This is a genomic window from Haloarcula sp. CBA1131, from assembly GCF_008728975.1.
Taxonomy (GTDB): Archaea; Halobacteriota; Halobacteria; order Halobacteriales; family Haloarculaceae; genus Haloarcula; species Haloarcula hispanica.
Window position 1 is genome coordinate 2283767 of the sequence record NZ_RPCY01000001.1, and the last position, 19388, is coordinate 2303154.

A 19388-nucleotide genomic window follows, 5' to 3' on the forward strand; every position below is an offset into this window, starting at 1 on the left:
CGGTTTTAGACCGACTGCAGCGCTGTTTCTTCGGGCTCCTCGAACAGACCGGCGACCTGCTTCGTGGTCTCGGTGCGCTCGTGGGCGTTTTCCAGAAGCACGGTCTCGCTGGGGAACAACTGCTCGCCGAGTTCGAGGCCGTGGTCGCGCGCGGTCGACCCCGTGACGGTGAGGTAGACGCCGAGGCCGGTCGCCGCGATGTCTTCCTCTTCTTCGCCGCCCTCCGTCGGATAGGTAAAGGAAATGCCATCGAGCGCGCTGGTTCCGAGAACGGCTTCGACGAGCCGCTCGTAGCGCGGTGAGATGCAGAGTTCGCCCTCGTAGTTGGTGACGAAGGCCCGGTCGAGGGGGCCGTCCTGTGTGTCTATGACATCCGGCGTCGCCAGCAGGGTGTGGTACACCGTATCGCCCAGCCCGGTCACGACCCGTACGTCCGTATCCAGCGGGTCGATGCGGTCGTTGATTTCGTCGATGGCGGTCAGCGGTTCGTCCCGAAGCTGGACGACCTCTTCGAGAACGAGGTCGGCACTGTCGAACCCGAGCGCGAACTCGTGGGTCCGGAGCGCCCGGAACGGCTCCTCGCGACCGACCAGCTGGACGTCACCGTGTTCGGTCGGGACAGTGACGCTGTCGAAGACGATCCGCCGTGGCATCCCGTCGCGGTCGTCGCGGAGCAGCGTGTATTCTGGCTCGTATGGCTCATCGAGCGAGGAGTAGTCGCTGATGCGATGGTACACGTCGGCGACCGCGTCCTGGTTACCCTTGGTGACGGCTTTCTCGTAGCGAAGCGTCGAGATGATATCGTCGGCCAGGTCGGCGGTCCCCGTGCGCCCGGCGAGTCGCTCCAGCACTGCTTCGAGGGGCCGGCCCTTGCGCGGCACGGCCACTCTCGTCGTCGTCATTATGCAGGCACAGACGGGGGACCGGTAAAACGAGTTCGGTTATTCGCCGCCGCCGATAACCGACGACAGCTGTTCGCGCCACTGTTTGAGCTCTTCGATCTCCGATTCGGTTTCGTTGATCCGGTCGGCGAGTTCGCCGTCGTCGATCTCCTCGCGGACAGCTTCGATATCGTCTTCGAGGGCGTCAAGCTGCCCTTCGACGCTCTCGACATCCCCGGAGAGGTCGTCGACCTGATCGGAGGCGGACGTGGCTGCATCCGTCGCCGACTGGACCTCGTCCTCGAAATCCTCTAGAGTCGCTTCGAAGGAATCGAGGCGCTCGCCGAACTCCTGAATCATGTCCTCGCCGGTACCGTTCTCTTCGAGGAACTCCTCGAGAGCGTCGGTGTACGCACGGAGGTCCGCGACATCGCTCTGGATGCGCTGGATCCGGGCGTCGTTGACGCCGCCGGCGTCGCTGTCGTCCTCGGAGACGGCGTCGAGCGCACGCTTGAGGAGCTTCACGTCTTCGGGGGAGACGTTCTGATCGCGGATTTCCTGTGCCATCGTCGCGACGACAGCGCCGGATTGGACCTCGGAATCTGCCGGTGCGGCGTTGCTCTCTTCCGGGGCTTCGACGCTTGAGTCCGGGTTGTTCGGGTCCGAGAGGTCCAGCGTCTCGATGTCCTCGTCGTCATCGTCTTCCAGACCGGGAACGCTGTCGGCGTCACCGGCGATGACGTCCCGAACAGCCTCGTCGCCGCCACCGACGAGATCTTCCTCATCTTCGTCCAGAGGCGGGTTCACACTCTCGATTTCGGGTTCCGTCAGGAACTTCTCGACGTCGTCGGTGCCCGTCGCACGGATACCGTAGACGGTCGTGTAGTCAGCTTCGGGTTCGAGTTCCTTCTCGAAGGCGATCCGGTTTTCGTTGATGTCCCAGTACTCGCTGCCGTACTCGGGGTGAAAGCCCAGATCCTCGACTGCTACGTCTTCTGGAACGGTGTCGACTAGCCTGACCGTCACCGGAACAGACCGTCGTGAAGTGAGATTGAACGCTATCGCGGGTACGGGGAACTCGTCCGCCTCGAACCGCTTGGTCACTGTCACGCCATCTGCGGTGACAGTGACTTCGTCGTAGGCTTGCGAATTGCTCATGGTCTGTATGGTCTCAGCAATAGTATTAAAGGTACGTACCTGACCAACATTTACACCTTTTTTCTATACGATACTGATTAATATAATATAGAGACGTAACCTCAGTAACACGAACAGGACGTGAGCTAGCAAAGACGGACAGACCGTCCGTGCGACACTGGCAGACCGTTGTCAGTCGAGATCGTACCGGTCGCCGATTTCAACGATTGAAAGCGTCGAGGGATGCGCGAAGCTGTTGGCGTGGTTGTGCAGGACGGTCGGCTCCGTCGTCATCCCCTTCCACATGTCCCAGTGGGTCGGGACGAGGGTGTCCAGTTGGAGTTCGTTCGCGGCTTCGATAATCATGTTCTCGTCGTTGTACCACTGCGTTCGTGTGGGTTCGCCGGTCTCCTTGTCGTCGATCATCCCGACGGTCCCGAACGCGAGGACGCCGACGTCGATGTCGTAGCGCTCGCCGACAGTTTCGAACTCGCCGGGGCGGGCGTCGCCGCCGTGGAAGAACGTGCCGGATTCGTGTTCGAACACGTACGACACCGGATGCTCGGCGTCGGGATCGTTGGCCGGTTCGACGTGGACGGTCAAATCGCCGATTTCGAGCGTGTCACCCTCCGTGACTTCGTGCAGTTGATCGTCGGTGACGCTGTAGTTCTCCAGCCACGCTTCCTCCCGGATGACATCGTGACCGCTGTCGGTCGTGTAATAGTCCGCGCCCGTCCCGGCGAGAATCGGCGCTTGTGACGGCCCGTGAACGTGGTCGGTATGCTCGTGGGTGCCCAGAACCGCGTCGCACTCGGTGATGTCCTCGGGGTTGAACGGCACCGGGACCATCCGCACGGTCCGCGGGGGGTCGCCCGTGCCGAGATACGGGTCGATGAAGACGGTCGTTCCGCCGCTCGATTTCACGATGAAGCCGTTACAGCCCAGATACCAGATCGCCAGCCCGTCAGGCGTCGCCGACTCCACCGCACGCGGGAGCCAGTCGTCCCAATCAGATTCGACTGTCATGTGCAGAGATGCCACGCCCGGTCGCTAAGATGTTTCGAAGACGCCGGGTGTCTCCCGCTGTCTGAGAACGGAACCCTCGGTTTATTTCCCAGTTGGGAGAAATACGACCTGTATGTACGATCACATCCTCCTCGCCTCGGATGGGACAGAAGCCTCGACCAACGCCGAGTCCCACGCGATTGCCCTCGCAGCGGAACACGGCGCGGCCCTCCACGCGCTGTATGTCGTCGACGAAGACGTGTACACTGCCTACAGCGGCGACGAGTACGTCGACGAATCGGAGGGGCCGGAACACGGCCTCGAAGAGACGGGCCAGGAGACGCTGGCCCGGATACAGGATGACGCGGAGGCGTCCGGCGTCGACGTAACAACAACCCTGAAACACGGACGGCCTGCCGAATCCATCATCGCAACCGCCGACGAGGCGGACGTCGACCTGCTCGTCCTCGGGACGAAGCGGCGGCCGGCGGAGTACCGAAGTCTCCTCGGCAGCATCACCGACAAGGTGCTTCGGCTGACCGAGCGACCGGCGGTCGTGGTGAAAACCGAAGTCGAGGAGTGACAGCACAGCACGGCCAGCGGGGCCGTGTCACTGACTGGCCATAACTGTCGGTGGAACAGTGCGGCTGACGGATGGTAGCTGTCGGCGTCATCTGCGTTCTTGACCGGTAGCTGCGGAGTCAGCGAAAAACGCGACCGCGAGAAGTACCGCTGTTCAGTCTTCGCAGCAACCGCCGGCTTTCTGGCCGAAGTCGACGGCCAGTTCCTCGGAGACGATCTCGTTGAGTTCCTGCAGGCGCAGTTCGAGTTCGTTCTGGGCCTCCAGATAGTCGCTCATCACCGGGATGTCGTGGAGTTCCTCCTGCTTCTGCTGGACCTTCCGGAGGTCCTCCTGAGAGGCGTTGCCGGTCTGGCGGGCGAGCATGAACTCCTCGCGGATCTGCTCGAACTCCTTGATGGCCGCCTGCGCCTCGTCGTGGTTCTCGACGGCGTCTTTCGTCTCCTTGAATCGCTGGTACACCGGTAGCTCGGCGATTGCCTCGCCGAACTCTGTAGCGAGCGCCTCGACGTGGTCACCGTCGATATCAGCGGCGGTATCGGTCTCGATGCTCATCACCGATTGGTATGGACTCGGGCGGTATAGGCCTGCCGAAACCGGGTTGTTTCAGGCGGGATAGCTGCCCAGTGCTGGTACGACAGGCTGCGTCTGTTACCCCGTGGGACTCTGTTCCAGTCGTGAATTCCCGCCTCTCCTCGGTGTCAATATGACGCCACTCAGTTATCAGCAGTTGTAATCGGCCAGAAATCATTTACCCGGTTCATTGCTGTTTACAATAATGGCTAAACAAGCTACAGCGGGGGAACTGCTGCCGGAGTCTATGGATAACAGCGAGGAGTTCTGGCTCCACGCGTTCGAGTCGCTTGTCGAGGAGCTACCGGAAGGGGCGTTCGTCGTCGACGCGGATGGCGATATCACACACTGGAACGAGACGGTTGAAAACCTGCTCGGGCTCCCGGCGAGCAAGGCGGTCGGGATGAACGCCTACGACGTGTTTGGCACGGAAGGCCAAGACGAGACGCTCGCCCAGGAGGTCATCAGAACCGGGGAGCCAGTCCGGGAAGACGAGTTCCGCTCGGCAGAACGACCCGACGGGACGATGGCACACGCGCGGGCAGTGGCGATCCCGCTCATGGGCCCCGGCGGGGACGCTATCGGTGCGCTAGAGCTACTGATCGATTTCAGCGATATCGTCGAACAGCGCGAAGCGCTCCAGAACCTCCAGTCCCAGATGGCGACGGACGTCGAGTCGGCGGTCGGCGAAATCAGCGACTCCGCCGCGGCCGTTACCGAGCAGTCCGACGAGATCAAAGACATGGCCGGCGAGCAGTCCGACAACCTCGACGAGGTCCAGTCCGAGGTCTCCGGGTTCAGCGCCACAGTCGAGGAAATCGCCTCCAGCGCCGAGGAAGTGAGCAGTCAGAGCGGCGAGGCCAGGGAGCTCGCCGAGGAGTCCGTCGAGACAGCCGAAGAAACCATCGAACGCGTCGAGGACGCGACTGAGTCCGCCGAACAGGTCGCGTCGGACTCGACGGAACTCCGCGGCCACATCGAGGAGATCGACGAGTTCGTCGAGGTCATCAACGACATCGCGGACCAGACGAACATGCTGGCGCTGAACGCCAACATCGAGGCCGCGCGGAGCAACAGCGACAGCGACGGGTTCGCGGTCGTCGCCGACGAGATCAAGGAACTGGCCGACGAGTCCAAACAGCACGCCGACGAGGTCGAGCGCATCGTCGGCGAGGTCCGCGAGATGGCCGACAACACCGCCGAAAACGTCGAAGAAACGACCGATGCGGTTCAGCAAGCCCTCACCGATCTGGAGACGGTGCTAGACAACCAGCAGGCCATCCTCGACGCGACCTCGGAGACGGAACAGGGTATCAGCGAGGTCGCGGAGGCGACGGACGACCAGGCCGCAAGCGCCGAAGAAATCGCCAGCATGATCGACGAGATCGCCCAGCGTGCCGCCGAGGTTTCCGAGTCTATCGACGAACTGGCTGACGCCAACGGGACGCAACACCAGATGGCTCGTGACTTAGAGGAGAACGTCGAGCGGGTCGAGCGACAGCTTGCCGAGATTATGGAGTAACTGTCGCTCGCCGAAACACGGGGGTTATGCCGCTCGAACCGATACAGGGTTGCAATGAGTCAAGAGCGGACTGACGGCGACCTCCGGAACACCGGACTGTCGCTCAAACACGACCGCGAGTGGGATTACGAGCTCGACCGAATCGTCGAAGCCGTCGAGGAGCGAGACGCCGAGAAGGTGGGACTGCAGTTCCCCGAGGGGCTGAAGCGCCGCGGCCCGGCCGTCGCCGATGACCTCCGCGAGAACCTCCCCGACGACGTGACGGTGCTGCTCTCGGGCCAGCCCTGTTACGGGGCCTGCGACCTCGACACGTACATGATGCGCCGGACGGACGTGTTCGTCCACTTCGGCCACTCGCCGATGAAGGAATCGGACAAGATCATCTACGTACCGCTGTTCTCGAACGTCGACGTCTTCCCCATCATGGAGCAGGCCCGCGAGGAACAGCTCGCGGACCCCGAAGAGGACCCCGACGTGGGGCTGGTAACGACGGCCCAGCATATGAACAAGTTCGACGAGATGCGCGAGTGGCTTGAGGAGCGCGGTTACACAGTCCACACGCGCCGGGGCGACGAGCGGCTCACCCACGAGGGCCAGGTGCTGGGCTGTAACTACGCCAGCGCCGACGTAGACGCCGACCAGATGCTGTACGTGGGTGGCGGGAAGTTCCACCCCCTCGGACTGGCGATGGAACACCCCGAGAAACACGTCGTCATCGCCGACCCGGTGAACAACGTCGTCACCGTCGCCGACACGGAGAAGTTCATGAAGCAACGCTACGGCGCGGTCCACCGCGCGATGGACGCCGAGTCCTGGGGCGTCATCTTCTGTACCAAGATCGGTCAGGGCCGCTGGGACAAGGCCCAGGAGATCGTCGACAACAACGAGAACGCCTACCTCATAACCATGGACGAGGTGACGCCGGACCGGCTGACGAACTTCGGGATGGACGCCTACGTCAACACCGGCTGTCCGCGCATCACCACCGACGACGGCCCGCAGTTCAAGAAGCCGATGCTCACGCCCGGCGAGTACGAGATCGCTATCGGCGAGAAACCGCTCGAATCCCTGGAGTTCGACACCTTTCACGGTACCTGGTAGCGCCAGTTTTCACCGCTGATAACAAGGGGCGTACTGTCTTGTAGCGCGGGCGCTGATACGGTCCATGGCTTCTACAGAGGACGCTGTTATCTATCAGGACGTTTTTGAGGCGAGTCCGGACCCGATTATGATCCACGACGCCGACACCGGAACCGTCGTCCGGGCCAACCAGGCCGCGGGCGCGCTCCTGGGGTGTACTCCGGACGACATCGTCGGGATGCACGTCGGCGAGTTCAGTCCGCCGGGGTTCTCCACGGCGGACGCAAACGACCTGATAGCCGAGGCAGCCACGTCAGGTTCGGCGCAGGTCGAGTGGGCAACGGAGGGACCCGACAGCACGGACCAACTGGTCGAGGTAACGCTCAAGCGAGCTGCTCTCGGCGACGAGACCCGTGTTGTGGCGTTCATTCACGATGTGACCAGCATCCGCGAGCGGGAACGAAAACACGCAGAACAGAGCGAACAGCTCCACACCCTGATGGGGAATCTCCCTGTCGTGGTGTTTACGCTAGACCCGGACGGCGTGTTCACGTATTCAGCCGGGAAGGGGCTGGAAGGGCTCGGAATGGAACCCGGCGACCTCGAAGGGACATCGGTGTTCGAGACGTACAGTGAGTATCCGGACATCATCACCGCCGTCGAGAAGGCCCTCGACGGGGAGGAAGTCCGCGTGACACAGGAAGTCGACAACCTCGTCTTCGAGACGTGGTATCGACCGGTGTTCGACGACAGCGGACAACTCAAACAGGTCGTCAGTGTAGCTAGAGATATCACCGCCCTCAAACGCCGCGAGGAGCGCGTCGAGGCGCTCAGCGACGCGACGAACGAATTGCTGTACAGCCGCACAGAGACTGCGGCCGCGGACACAGTCACACAGATTGCACAGCGTATCGTCGACCAGCCGCTCGCCGCGATATGGTCCCACGACAGCGGCGACGACACGCTCTATCCAATCGGCGCGACGGCAAAGGCGACCGACTTCGCCGGCGTGGAAACGGCGGCGGATCTCCCTCCGATGGGGCCAGACAGCGACGAGAACCGTATTTTCCACACCAGCGAGCCGACCGTTATCGAGGATTATCAAAAACTGTCGAACCCGTCAGCGCCGGCGATGCCGATGCGGACGCTCCTGTGTCTCCCGCTCGATGACCAGGGGATGCTGTGTATCGGGTCCGAGACCGTGGCGTCGTTCGACGGCGACGAGCGGTTCCTGCTTGAGATTCTCGCGAGTACGGCGGCTGCCGCGCTGGAGCGAATCGAACGCGAGACGCGGCTCAAATCGAAACAGGCCGAACTAGAGCGCTCGAACGAGGCGCTCCAGCAGTTCGCCTACATCGCGTCCCACGACCTGCAGGAACCGCTCCGGATGGTGTCGAGCTACGTCGACCTGTTGGACAGCGAATACGGCGACGACCTCGACGAGGAGGCCGCCGAGTACATGGCCTTCGCCGTCGACGGTGCCCACCGGATGCAGGAGATGGTCGACGCCCTGCTCCGGTACTCCCGCGTCGAGACGAAGGCGGGTGACTTCGAGGAGACGGACCCGGAAGCGGTCCTCGACCGGACGCTGGACGCCTTACAGATGCGAATAGAGGAGGTGGACGCTACCATCACGGCAGAGTCACTGCCACGCGTCGACGCCGACTCGAACCAGGTCGGCCAAGTGTTCCAGAATCTGCTGGAAAACGCCATCGAGTACGCGACGGAGGCCGGCATCGAACCCCGTATCGAGGTCAGCGCCGAAGAAGACGACGGCATGGTGACGTTCACCGTCTCGGACAACGGGCCGGGGATTCCGGCGGCGGACCGTGAGGAGGTGTTCGACATCTTCCACCGCGCCGGTGCCCACGACACGGAGGGCACCGGCATCGGGCTGGCCGTCTGCCAGCGAATCGTCCTGCGCCACGACGGCCGCATCTGGGTCGAACCGTCCGACGACGGCGCGATATTCAAATTTACGCTGCCCGCGGTGACGGAGGTGAATGGCGATGACTGACTCCAGCGAGGGGCGGCCGGTGGAGATTCTGCTGGCGGAGGACAATCCCGGCGATGTCAAACTGACCGAGAAAGCCCTGGAGAAGGGGAAGGTGCTGAACAACCTTCACGTCGTCAACGACGGCGTCGAGGCGCTTGCGTTCCTCCGGCAGGAAGGTGAGTACGACGACGCACCGCGGCCGGACCTGCTGTTGCTCGATCTCAATATGCCCCGCAAAGGAGGGCAGGAAGTCCTCGAAGAGATGAAAGGCGACGAGTCGCTCCGGCGGATTCCGGTCGTCGTGCTGACCAGTTCCGAGGCGGAAGAGGACATCATCGAATCGTACGATCTCCACGCGAACGCCTACCTGACGAAACCGGTCGACTTCGACGGCTTCGTCGACATCGTGAGCAGCATTGAAGATTTCTTCCTTACGGTCGTCAAGCGGCCGCCGAAATAACGATGGCTGAGACGGTGCATCTCGACGTGCTCCTCGTCGAGGATAACCCGGGCGATGCCCGCCTCGTCGAGCATCACCTGAACTCGCCGGCGGTGGCGCACTTCGTCGACGACGTGACGATTTCCCACGTCGAATCGCTTGCGCCGGTCGCCGAGCATTCGGAGGCGGCCTACGACGTGGTACTGCTGGACCTCGGACTCCCCGAGTCAACAGGGCTTGCGACCCTTGACCGGGCAACCGAGATCGTGGAGGGAGTGCCGATCATCGTCCTCACCGGGATGCAGGACCGGGAGGTGGCTATCGAAGCGATCAACCGGGGCGCACAGGACTACCTGCCGAAAGAGGACTTGGACGGCGACCGACTCGTGAGAGCGCTCCGGTACGCAGTCGTCAGGAGCCGCCAGCAGCGTGCCATTCAGCGACAGACCGACCAGATGGACTTCTTCAACAGCATCCTGCAACACGACATCCTCAACGGGATGAACGTCATCCGGGCGCGTGGCGAGCTCCTTGAAGACACGCTCGACAGCGAGGAACGCGAGTACGCGTCGACCATCGTCCAGTGGAGCGACGACCTCATCGAACTCACCGAGAAGGTCCGGGCGGTGCTGGAGACGGTCACTGAGGAGGGCGGGCGGGACCACGAACACCGGGAGCTACAGACTGTCCTCGACGATGCGGCGGACCGCGCCCGGTCAGTCAGCGACGACTGTACCGTTACTATCGAGCCACAGGTGGTCACTGTCGTCGCTGACGAGTTGCTCGATGACGTGTTCGGGAACCTCTTTCTGAACGCGGTCGAACACGCCGGACCAGACGTGACCATCGACGTGACGACAACGGTCAAGGAAGGCGTCGTGACCGTCTGTTTAGCGGACGACGGGGACGGGATTTCGAACAGCGAGGCCCGCCGCATCTTCGAACGTGGCGAGAAAGGGTCTGAGTCCGGCGGTACTGGCTTCGGCCTCTACTTCGTGGCCACGATGGTCCGGAGCTACGGCGGCGATGTCTGGGTCGAGGACAGCGACCTCGGTGGCGCAGCGTTTTACGTCGAACTCCCGCACGCGACTCTGTAGGGGTGGCTGCTTGTCACACCGTCATCGCTCGGGTGCATTTCAGCTCCTGAGAAACGGGTCCGAATCTTCAACTCCCGGGAGACCGAGTCACCTGCTATGGATGATCCGCTGGACTGTCCCGAGGGTAGCGACTCGGAGGAGCGAGATCGCTATCTGGCAGCTATGCAGGACCTCACTGCAGCGATGGCGGCCAGCGGGACCTCGTTTCGGGAGCGTGTCGAGCCAGTCTTGGACGTCGGTCGAGAACACCTGGGGTTTCCGAACGGGCATATCGCGGTCGTCTCCGGCGACGAACACACAATTGTCGCCAGTAGCGGCCTGTCTTCGACGATTACGCCGGGGGACGAGACACCACTTTCCGAGACGTACTGCAGACACACCCTCGACGAATCCGGGATACACATCGTCACCAACGCGAGCGAGTCAATGTCGACTGACCCCGCCTACGAGCGGTTCGGACTGGAGGCGTACGTCGGCACGACGCTTCGGGCGGACGGGGCGGAGTACGGAACGCTGTGTTTCGTCAACGACAACGAGGCGATTTCGGAGTTCTCGGACTGGCAACAGACGCTGTTCGAGCATCTCACGCAGTGGGTCGAAGCGGAGATCGAACGCGAGCTAGCTGTCGACACACGCGAGCAGAGCCAGCAGCTGTTGGAAGCGACGTTCAACTCACCGGAGACGTTCATCGGTATCCTCGACGCTGACGGAAACCTCCTCAGGGCGAACGAAACAGCGCTCGGGTTCGTCGATGCTGATGACGAAGCCATATTCGGGGAACCGTTCTGGGACACGCCTTGGTGGAACCACAATGAGGCAGTGGCGTACCGTTGCCAGGATGCTGTCGAGCGGGCGATGGACGGTGAGATGGTCAGGTTCGAGGCCGAGCATATCGGCGCAGACGGCCAGCGGATCTCGACCGCTGTCGTGGCCCGACCAGTAGCGGTCGACGGTACCGTGCAGAAAATAATCGTCGAGGGGACAGACATCACGGATCTCAAGCGCCGCGAAGAGCAGATGGAGTTTTTCAACAGCATCCTCAGACACGATATCCTCAACGGGATGACCGTCATCGAAGCGCGTGCGGAAACGCTTGCAGACGCACTCGGCGGGACACAGGCGACGTACGCCGAAACGATTCTGGACTGGAGTCGGGATATCGTCGACCTCACACAGAAGGTCCGGAGCGTGCTGAGCACGATGTCTGACGACGGCCTGACCGAGGCAGAGACGATCGCACTGGGGCCGGTCGTCGAAGGGGCCACGAGAAAAGCGGCCTCGATGGACGAGGACTGCACACTCAAAACAGACATCCCTGACGGCATCGAGGTCGTGGCTGACGACCTCCTCGACGATGTTGTCGGGAACATCTTGACGAACGCCGTCGAACACGGCGGTTCAGGCACCACAATCGAGGTGACGACGGAACGCGTCGACTCGATGGTCCACCTTCGCATCGCGGACGACGGCCCCGGGATACCGCCCGAACAGCGCGAGGCGATCTTCGAGAAAGGGGAGCGTGGAACCGAGTCGACGGGGACCGGGTTCGGACTCTACTTCGTGTCGGTGATGGTCGACAGCTACGGCGGCGACATCTGGGTGGAAGAAAGCGACCTCGGCGGCAGCGAATTCGTCGTCGCACTTCCATCGGAATAACTACTGGGCATTTCCAAACGTTTTTGAATGAATCGGGCGTATCTCCAGTAATGCCGACAAAGAGTGCGCTCGCCCAGCAACTCGCCGTTGTCGCCGGGTTCGACAACCCACGGGCCAGTCTCGAACAGTACCGGACACCGCCGGACCTGGCAGCGCATCTGGTCCATACTGCGGACCTCCAGGACGATATCCAGGGACAGACGGTCGTCGACCTCGGCTGTGGCACCGGGATGCTGGCGCTGGGTGCAGCGCTGCGGTCGCCGGCGCGGGTGGTCGGGCTAGATATCGACCCTGCACCGCTGTCGACGGCGCGCGAAAACGAGCGGAAGGTCGGGTCGACGACGCCAGTGTCGTGGGTTCGAGCGGATGCCACTACAGCCCCGCTGTGTCCGCCTACCGAGGAAACCACCGTCGTGATGAACCCACCCTTCGGCGCGCAGTCGGACAACGAACATGCCGACCGTCGGTTCCTCGAAACCGCCGCAGTCGTCGCGGGCGTCTCCTACTCGATTCACAACGAGGGGAGCCAGTCGTTCGTCGAGTCCTTCGCCGCCGACAACGGCGGCGAGGTGACCCACGCCTTCGAGACGGAGTTCGACCTACCGCGACAGTTCGAGTTCCACGAATCGGACCGGCAGGCGATCACCGCGGAAGTGTACCGCATCGACTGGACCTAGCTCCGCGCCGCTTGCTGGCGACGCTCCGCGATCTTGACGCGAGTGCCGTCGGTCCGTGCGTACAGCCGCGAGCGGTTCCGCTCGAAGGTCAGCCCGCCGATCCGCGCCCGCGTCATGTTCGCCGGGAGCGGTGCCTGCCCGACCGTTTCGTTCCCCCGTGTTACGCTCACGTCGAACCCGTTCTGCTGGGCAGCCACTGTCACGTTCCGCCCGTCCAGTATCACGTCCGCCGTCGACGGCTCCGAGGTGTAGGCCGTCCGGGGCTGGCCGCCCTCACGCCTGAGTTGGACCCGATAGACGCTGTCGTTGCCGAGCACCGACCAGTCCGTCCGGTTCGCGTAGACCGACTCGCGCCAGGTCGCCCCGCCGACCGTGACTCGCTCCTTGCCGTTGACCGCGAGCCGGCCCGGCTGGACGGCGGCGATCCAGACCTCACGCTCCGCGCTGGCAACGATGACACCGCTGGCGTTGACGCTCGCCCCCTCCCGCTGCGTTGGGACCCAGATGCTCTCGAAGTACGCGTTCGGGACGTTCTCGTCGTAGGTCACCACGTAGTCTCCGACCTCGATGCCGTCTTCGGGGAGCTGGTCGTCCTCCAGGTCGACGATGTTCGTCGGGACGGCGGCAAGACTCAGTGCGCCGAGGACGACGAGCAGGACCACCACTGCGAGTGAGGCCGGGCGACGATCGAATCCAGGACGGAATTCGCGGTCGGAGCCGACGGTCGACGCGGCGACGACGAGCGCCAGAACGAACACCAGTGCCGTCCCGGCCCAGCGGAACAGCCGAAACCGGCCGCCGCCAAGCGGTATGTACACCGCCCAAAGTCCCTGCGCGACGGCGAACACGAGCGTCGCAAAGAACACCCGCAGCGTGTCGGGGCGTTCGTCCCGGTTCCACAGTAGCGCGAGGGCCACGATGACGCCAGCCAGAATGCCGATGGCGTGGCCCTGGATGGCGATGTTGGACCACCACGGCGTCACGAACCGGGTCTGGCCCGAGGCCGTCGACACCGGGTAGCGAAGCGCCGAATACAGGAGGTCGAGTACGCGGTTCCCGAGAAACGCGCCGAGAAACAGCGTCGGCCGCGTCACGAGTGCGAACCCGGCTATGGCAAACACCACGCCGGAAAAGCCCACAATCGGCCCGATAGCGAACACCGCGGAGAACACGCCCACGACGAACATGGCGACGGGAACGGCCAGAATCCGGGCGAGCGGGTTCGTCCGCAGCGACGTGAAGGTCTGGACGCCACGCTTGCGGGGGTAGTGGCCCCAGACGTACTCCGCGACTGTCCCGTACACCAGCGTGCCCATGAGGTTCCCCGTGATGTGCCCCTGACTGCCGTGGGTGAACGCCCCGGTGAGCATCCCGAACGGGTAGAAGTACGACCACGTCCGGAACGGCGTGACAAGCGGGTTCCGCGGGTGCCACCACGCACCCTGCAGGAACAGATACACCGCCAGGACGCCGGCCATCGTCAGCAGCGTCCCCCACGGAACGCCGAGGAGGAGTCGCGCCCGTATGCCGTCGCCAGGTCGCGCGGCCGACAGGCGGCGGACGGCGACGAGGACCGCGAGCACCACGGTGAGGACGACCGCTTCCTGCCACGGGAGCCACGCGGGCATGGCCGGCGTCGGCAGCGACTGTATCATTCACGCACAGTTCAGGTACGGGACGGCTTATGGATGGCGGCAGGTGTCACTCTCCAACAGTGACAAACAGGGAACGGGTCGGTGTCAGGCAACCTGAGCCAGTGAACGCGTCACCTCAAAACAGGGACATACCGACGCTGTACGGCCACGACGTGCCGGCCACTGCAAGCAGGGACAGCGCGCCGCCGGCGAGGGCGACGTTCTTGAGGAACTGCGTCATCTCGTCCTGTACTTGGTCGTCCGGAACCGCCCAGAAGTTGTGCATCATGACGGCGGAGGCGACGAGGAACGTCGCCAGCGCCCCGGCTGCGATGACGGGGTACGCACCGAGGATAACGAGGATACCGCTGACGAGGAGCAGTCCGCCGCTCCCGTAGACCGACGCCACCGGTGCCGGGAGCCCCTTTGCCTCCGCGTAGGGGGCCATCTGTCCGGCGTTCTGGAAGTGGTTCAGACCCATGAACGCAAGCACCCCGCCGAACAGGAGTCGGCCCAGCAGGAACAGTTCGCCCGCACCGGCGGACTCGAACGCCATCAGGCGCTCACCACCGGTACAGGAGTGGTTTCGCTACGAGACTGTCGAACCGCGATTGGTAGTTTCATTACGTTACTTGGTTCGTATGCGAACCTATTTGTACGTTCCCGGACAAGGGAGATACCAGGTAGCACCGATGTCATCTGAAGTATTCACCACCGCGGACGAGGAGGAAGAGAGCGGGCCGTGTGCCGTCATCGAGTCGCTGGAACAGATCGGGTCGCGCTGGCGGCTGGTCGTGCTCCACGAACTCCAGAACGGTGAACAGCGGTTCAACGAACTCAAGCGCGCCACCGACGCCAGCTCCCGAACCCTCTCGCGGGTCCTCGACGACCTCCAGGAGATGGACTTCGTCGACCGGCGGCTCGAAGAGGACGCCCCCGTCGCGACGTACTACCAGCTCACGCCCAAGGGCGAATCCCTCTGTCCAGTGTTCGACGAAATCGAGGACTGGGCCGAGGAGTGGCTGGCCGGTTGCCAGAGCTGATCCGACAACGCAGACTTTTCTATCCCCCGGCCCCATCGCTTTACCAATGGGAGTACGGCCACCAGCCGATAACAGCGACGAGCCAGACGTCATCGAGTTCGGTATCGCGGCACTCGACGCCCGCCTGTCGGACGTGGACATCGAGTATCCCGCGACGGCGAGGGAGGTCCGGGACGCCGCCGGCCACATCGCGGTCCCGTTCGACGCGTCGGGCCACTCGATGACCGTCGCCGAGGCACTCGAGGAGACGACCGCCACGGAGTTCGACAACGAGCAGGAGCTACTCAACGACCTTCATCCGATATTCGAACGGAAACGGGAAGCCACCAGAAACAGTATTCTCTCCCAGCTACGCGCGCTGGTCCCGTTCTGAGCTACTCGTCGGAACTGTGGGAGGACACCGCCGGCTCTGTCTCTATGTCGCTGTCTCCGGTGTCTTCCGCGTCGCCCTTCTTGCCGTGCTCTGCGTCGCCGACCCGCTGGTCGTCGAACACATCCACCGGCCGACTACGGCTCTCGTGTGTGAGCTGGACTGCGATGTCCTCTAACCGGCGCGTCTGCTCGCGATTCACCGCCACGAGCATATCCGATAGGACGCCGAACATGAGGAGCTGAATCCCCAGTAGAATGGCGAACGAGCCGACAACGGCAATCACCTCGTGTGAGATACTGTTGACGACCCAGTCGTAGGCCACGTACGCTCCAAGTAGGAACCCGACCACGGTGCTCCCGAGGCCCACGCTTCCGAAGTAAAACAGCGGATTGTTCGTCTTCGCCATTTGGTACAGCGTCAGGATGATCGTCGCGCCGTCCCGGAACGGACGGAGGTTCGTGTCGGACTCGTCTGGTCGGGGCTGATAGGTGATCGGCACCACCGCCGTCGAGACGTTATGTTTGACACACTCGACGGCCATCTCCGTCTCGATACCGAAGCCAGACGCCGTCAGCGAACTCCGCTGGAACGACTGACGCGTGAACGCTCGATACCCCGAGAGGATGTCGGTGAGGTCCCGTCCGTGAATCGTTTCGAAGGCCCTGTTGATGATGCGGTTGCCGATCTGGTTCAGCTTCGTCATCGCGCCGGGTTGCATATCCGCGAACCGGTTCCCGATGACGTGGGCAGCCTGACCCGACAACAGCGGCTTGAGGAGCCTGTCCGCCTCGTCGGGCCGATAGGTCGCGTCCCCATCGGCCATCAGGACGTACGGCTGCTCGATGTGGCGCGTCACCGCCTCCCTGACGGCCTGCCCCTTCCCCGAGCCGGACTGTTCGACGACCCGCGCGCCGGCCGATTCGGCGATGTCCTGTGTCCCGTCGGTTGACCCACCGTCGATGACGAGGACGTCGTCGAAGCCCTGCTCGCGGAACCCGGACACGACCGACTCGATAGTCTCAGCCTCGTTGAATGTCGGCAACAGTATACAGACGTCGTCTCGGTCGGCCATTGATTCAACGTCATCCACGCGAAGGCAAATAAATGCGGGTCTGGCCGCGTGCGGATTCTGTTTTAAGTTCCCGCAGTCATCGGCAAGCAAGCGGCGACAGTCGGAAGCAACTGATAACAGCCGTGTCAGTCGTCGCGTTGCTCGCTCATGTGCTCCCAGACCTCCGCGCAGCCACAGCCGTCTTCGATGTCTGCCAGGTGATCGTCTTCTTCGGTCTGGGATGTCGCAGTCATGTTACTCACTCTGCGAGTAACTACTCACAGCCACCCACTAATAGGTTCCGGCGATGGGCGACGCGTTTTACATCCCCTGCCACACATGAGCGTGTATGAGCGACCCTGCGGACGTGTTCGACCTGGTCGGGCTGACCGAATACGAGGCGACGGCGCTGGAACAGTTGCTCTCGCTCGGCCGGACGACGGCCCCGAATCTCGCTGAAGCGAGCGGCATCCCGAAGGCCCGCGTCTACGGCGTGCTGGAGGCGCTGTCCGACCGCGGCTTCATCAAGGTGATTCCCGGTCGTCCCAAGGAATACCAGCCGAAATCGCCCGGCGAAATCCTCGACCGGGCGGTCGAGAACCACAGACAGTCATACGAATCGTTCGCCGCCGACATCGACTCCTACCGCGATGCGTTCCTCGCCGAGTACGAACCGCGGTTCGACCGCGCCAGCGAGGACATCTCGCCGACGGCCGAACTGTTCCACGTCGTCGACGTGGGTGAACCGAGCGAACGCGAGACCAGACGGCTATACGACGACGCCGCCGAGACGCTTCGGGTTATCACCAATAGCTTCGCCTACCTCGACAACGTCGAGCGTGCACTGGCCAAGACACTCGACCGTGGGGTCGAAGTCAGCGTTCTCTTCCTGCATCCCGACGAACTCCCACCGGAGAAGGCAGCCATCCAGGCTGACATCGTCGAGCGGCTGACGGCGGAGTTCCCCGCTGTCGACCTGCGGTTCAGCACGGAGAAACTCCCCTGGCGCGGCACGCTCGTCGACCCGAGCATGGACTACGACAGCGGCGAGGCGATTCTACTGGTCGAGGAGCCGGACGTTCCCAACCACATGCGCCAGGCCGCGATTACGGACAACGGGTCGTTCGTCGCCGGGATGAAGCGGTACTTCGATCTGATCTGGGAGTACGAGAGCGTCGAAACGGCCCATCAGACGTAGCCGAGGTCTTCCAGCCGCTGGTACGTCCCGTCGTCGAGGTCGTCGAAGTCCTCGCCCGTCGTCTTGACGTCGAGTTCCTCTATCGATTCGAATGCGCTGTCGACGTGTTCCGCACCGCCGTCGGACACTTTGTACGACGTCTGGGCGTCGCGGCTGACGACGGTGGCGGCGCGGTCGCGGTTAGTACAGTACTTGACAACTCCCTCACTGTCGTCTTTGAACACCGCTCGCGACGTGGCGGTCCACGGCGACAGGTCCCCGACGTACGCACCGGCGCGTTCCTGCAGCGGCTCGTCGAGGCCGACCGCAGTAGCGAGGACCGGTCCGTCGGGACAGAAGCCGGCAGTCTGTTGATCGTCGGCCCGAAGCCGGTTCACGACCCGCGGAAATTCGACCAGCGACGCGGGACGGTCGACCCGATGAGACTCGGTCTGGCCCGGATAGCGCACGATGAGCGGGACGTGGAGTACGCTGTCGTGAATCGCGACGCCGTGTTCGGCGACCCGGACACCCGGCCGAACGTCGCTCTGTTCGCCGAAGCCCTCGCCGTGATCGCTCGTGATGACGAGAAGCGTGTCATCAAGCTCACCACGCCGTTCGAGCGACGAAACGAGCCGTTCGAGTTCCGCGTCCATCTGGCGAATCCCCCCGTCGTACAGCGACTCGACCGCCTTCTTCTGCCACCACGGGCGGTGTCCGCCGTTGAAGTCCCACTTCTGGTCCTCGAAGGAAGCCTGCAACGACGACGCCTCCGAGCCCCCCCACTGGTCGTAGTCCGGCATCGGTTCGTACGGAATGTGGGCGTCCATCAGGTTGAGACACGCCGCCCACGGCCCGTCCTGTCGGTCGCTCCAGTCCAGCAGCGAATCCACGTAGACGTCCGCCGGCGTCGATGCTCTGACGCTATCCGGGAGGAACCGCTTGTAATCGGACTGGAGTTTCGTCGCCACACCGTTTGCCAGCGACCGGAGCGGCGCGTCGTCTGTCAGCGCGAGTCTGACGAACTCCGCGTACTGTCCCCGTCCCTCGTTCGAGACAAACTCGTGGGGGTTGACTGCGCCCGGGAACGGGACGTTCCGCGCCCCGACGATCTCGTCAAACCCGTCCCGGAGTCCGACATCGACGGCCGTCAGCCAGTCATTTTCGGTGAACACGCCGGTGCTGTACCCGTCTTCTCGCAGCTGTGCGAAGACTGACGCCGACGGGTCGAGCCGATGCCCCGCCGAGACGATACCGTGTTCTTCGACGTGCAACCCGGAGAAAATGCTCGCGTGGCTCGTGACGCTCCGCGCACCAGGCGCTCGGGCCTGCTCGTACAGCGTCGCCCGCTCTGTGGCGAACGAGTCCAGAAACGGCGTCGTCTCGTTGACGTGGCCGTAGGCGCTGAGGTTCTGTGCACGGACGCTGTCGAGGATGACCAGCAAGATGTTTGGATCGCCCGACATG

The 19388-nt window shown here is 63.2% G+C and carries 19 protein-coding genes; 11 read left to right on the plus strand and 8 right to left on the minus strand.

The annotated features are described in order from the left end of the window. Nucleotides 1-5: 5 nt before the first annotated feature. From Har1131_RS11585 to Har1131_RS11595, 3 genes are all read right to left on the minus strand, one after another. Nucleotides 6-902: a hypothetical protein gene (locus Har1131_RS11585; RefSeq protein WP_050037867.1), complete on the minus strand. Its 897-nt coding sequence runs from the start codon at nucleotides 900-902 to the stop codon at nucleotides 6-8. 39 nt (nucleotides 903-941) lie between these two features. After that, nucleotides 942-2039 carry a hypothetical protein gene (locus Har1131_RS11590; protein ID WP_050037866.1) on the minus strand — a complete coding sequence of 366 codons (1098 nt, stop codon included), beginning with the start codon at nucleotides 2037-2039 and terminating at the stop codon, nucleotides 942-944. Nucleotides 2040-2210: 171 nt separating this feature from the next. After that, on the minus strand, nucleotides 2211-3044 hold the full coding sequence (locus Har1131_RS11595; protein WP_050037865.1) for an MBL fold metallo-hydrolase: 834 nt from the start codon (nucleotides 3042-3044) through the stop codon (nucleotides 2211-2213). Nucleotides 3045-3156: 112 nt separating this feature from the next. Here Har1131_RS11595 and Har1131_RS11600 point away from each other — a divergent pair, with 112 nt between their 5' ends. Next, a complete protein-coding gene (locus tag Har1131_RS11600; RefSeq protein ID WP_050037864.1) occupies nucleotides 3157-3606 on the plus strand; it encodes a universal stress protein in 450 nt (149 codons plus the stop codon). Between the two features lie 153 nt (nucleotides 3607-3759). On the opposite strand, the gene Har1131_RS11605 is transcribed toward Har1131_RS11600, so the two are convergent. Further along, complete coding sequence (locus Har1131_RS11605; protein WP_008309674.1) at nucleotides 3760-4158, minus strand: YlbF family regulator; 399 nt, start codon at nucleotides 4156-4158, stop codon at nucleotides 3760-3762. Between the two features lie 265 nt (nucleotides 4159-4423). Between Har1131_RS11605 and Har1131_RS11610 the strand changes: the two genes are divergently transcribed. From Har1131_RS11610 to Har1131_RS11640, 7 genes are all read left to right on the plus strand, one after another. Continuing rightward, nucleotides 4424-5698, plus strand: a complete 1275-nt coding sequence (locus Har1131_RS11610; protein WP_050038286.1) for a methyl-accepting chemotaxis protein — start codon at nucleotides 4424-4426, stop codon at nucleotides 5696-5698. A 54-nt stretch (nucleotides 5699-5752) separates the two neighbouring features. Continuing rightward, entirely contained in the window at nucleotides 5753-6799 is a 1047-nt protein-coding gene (gene dph2 / locus Har1131_RS11615; RefSeq protein WP_050037863.1) for a diphthamide biosynthesis enzyme Dph2, read from the plus strand. Between the two features lie 64 nt (nucleotides 6800-6863). Further along, nucleotides 6864-8795, plus strand: coding sequence for an ATP-binding protein (locus tag Har1131_RS11620; protein ID WP_014040100.1), 1932 nt, complete (start codon nucleotides 6864-6866; stop codon nucleotides 8793-8795). After that, nucleotides 8788-9234 (plus strand): response regulator, encoded by a 447-nt coding sequence (locus Har1131_RS11625; RefSeq protein WP_044952200.1) that lies wholly within the window; start codon nucleotides 8788-8790, stop codon nucleotides 9232-9234. Before Har1131_RS11620 ends, Har1131_RS11625 begins: the two co-directional genes overlap by 8 nt. Nucleotides 9235-9236: 2 nt before the next feature. Next, nucleotides 9237-10310: an ATP-binding protein gene (locus Har1131_RS11630; RefSeq protein ID WP_014040098.1), complete on the plus strand. Its 1074-nt coding sequence runs from the start codon at nucleotides 9237-9239 to the stop codon at nucleotides 10308-10310. A 96-nt stretch (nucleotides 10311-10406) separates the two neighbouring features. After that, entirely contained in the window at nucleotides 10407-11966 is a 1560-nt protein-coding gene (locus Har1131_RS11635; protein WP_050037862.1) for an ATP-binding protein, read from the plus strand. 50 nt (nucleotides 11967-12016) lie between these two features. Continuing rightward, entirely contained in the window at nucleotides 12017-12643 is a 627-nt protein-coding gene (locus tag Har1131_RS11640; protein WP_050037861.1) for an METTL5 family protein, read from the plus strand. Here the strand turns inward: Har1131_RS11640 and Har1131_RS11645 are convergent. Next, entirely contained in the window at nucleotides 12640-14298 is a 1659-nt protein-coding gene (locus tag Har1131_RS11645) for a rhomboid family intramembrane serine protease (RefSeq protein WP_050037860.1), read from the minus strand. The two genes, Har1131_RS11640 and Har1131_RS11645, sit on opposite strands and share 4 nt — an antisense overlap. A 115-nt stretch (nucleotides 14299-14413) precedes the next feature. After that, entirely contained in the window at nucleotides 14414-14833 is a 420-nt protein-coding gene (locus Har1131_RS11650) for a DoxX family protein (protein WP_050037859.1), read from the minus strand. A 136-nt stretch (nucleotides 14834-14969) separates the two neighbouring features. Between Har1131_RS11650 and Har1131_RS11655 the strand changes: the two genes are divergently transcribed. Both Har1131_RS11655 and Har1131_RS11660 read left to right on the plus strand, forming a co-directional pair. Continuing rightward, nucleotides 14970-15320, plus strand: coding sequence for a helix-turn-helix domain-containing protein (locus Har1131_RS11655; RefSeq protein WP_014040094.1), 351 nt, complete (start codon nucleotides 14970-14972; stop codon nucleotides 15318-15320). Between the two features lie 46 nt (nucleotides 15321-15366). Continuing rightward, the gene (locus Har1131_RS11660; protein ID WP_008309691.1) at nucleotides 15367-15693 is read left to right on the plus strand and encodes a hypothetical protein; all 327 of its coding nucleotides are present in this window, start codon (nucleotides 15367-15369) and stop codon (nucleotides 15691-15693) included. Nucleotide 15694: 1 nt separating this feature from the next. Here the strand turns inward: Har1131_RS11660 and aglJ are convergent, their stop codons facing one another. After that, on the minus strand, nucleotides 15695-16765 hold the full coding sequence (gene aglJ, locus Har1131_RS11665) for an S-layer glycoprotein N-glycosyltransferase AglJ (RefSeq protein WP_014040093.1): 1071 nt from the start codon (nucleotides 16763-16765) through the stop codon (nucleotides 15695-15697). A 328-nt stretch (nucleotides 16766-17093) separates the two neighbouring features. Here aglJ and Har1131_RS11670 point away from each other — a divergent pair, with 328 nt between their 5' ends. Continuing rightward, nucleotides 17094-17942: a TrmB family transcriptional regulator gene (locus tag Har1131_RS11670; protein WP_014040092.1), complete on the plus strand. Its 849-nt coding sequence runs from the start codon at nucleotides 17094-17096 to the stop codon at nucleotides 17940-17942. Here the strand turns inward: Har1131_RS11670 and Har1131_RS11675 are convergent. Beyond that, complete coding sequence (locus tag Har1131_RS11675; RefSeq protein ID WP_023843215.1) at nucleotides 17933-19387, minus strand: sulfatase; 1455 nt, start codon at nucleotides 19385-19387, stop codon at nucleotides 17933-17935. The genes Har1131_RS11670 and Har1131_RS11675 overlap by 10 nt on opposite strands. Nucleotide 19388: the final 1 nt, after the last annotated feature.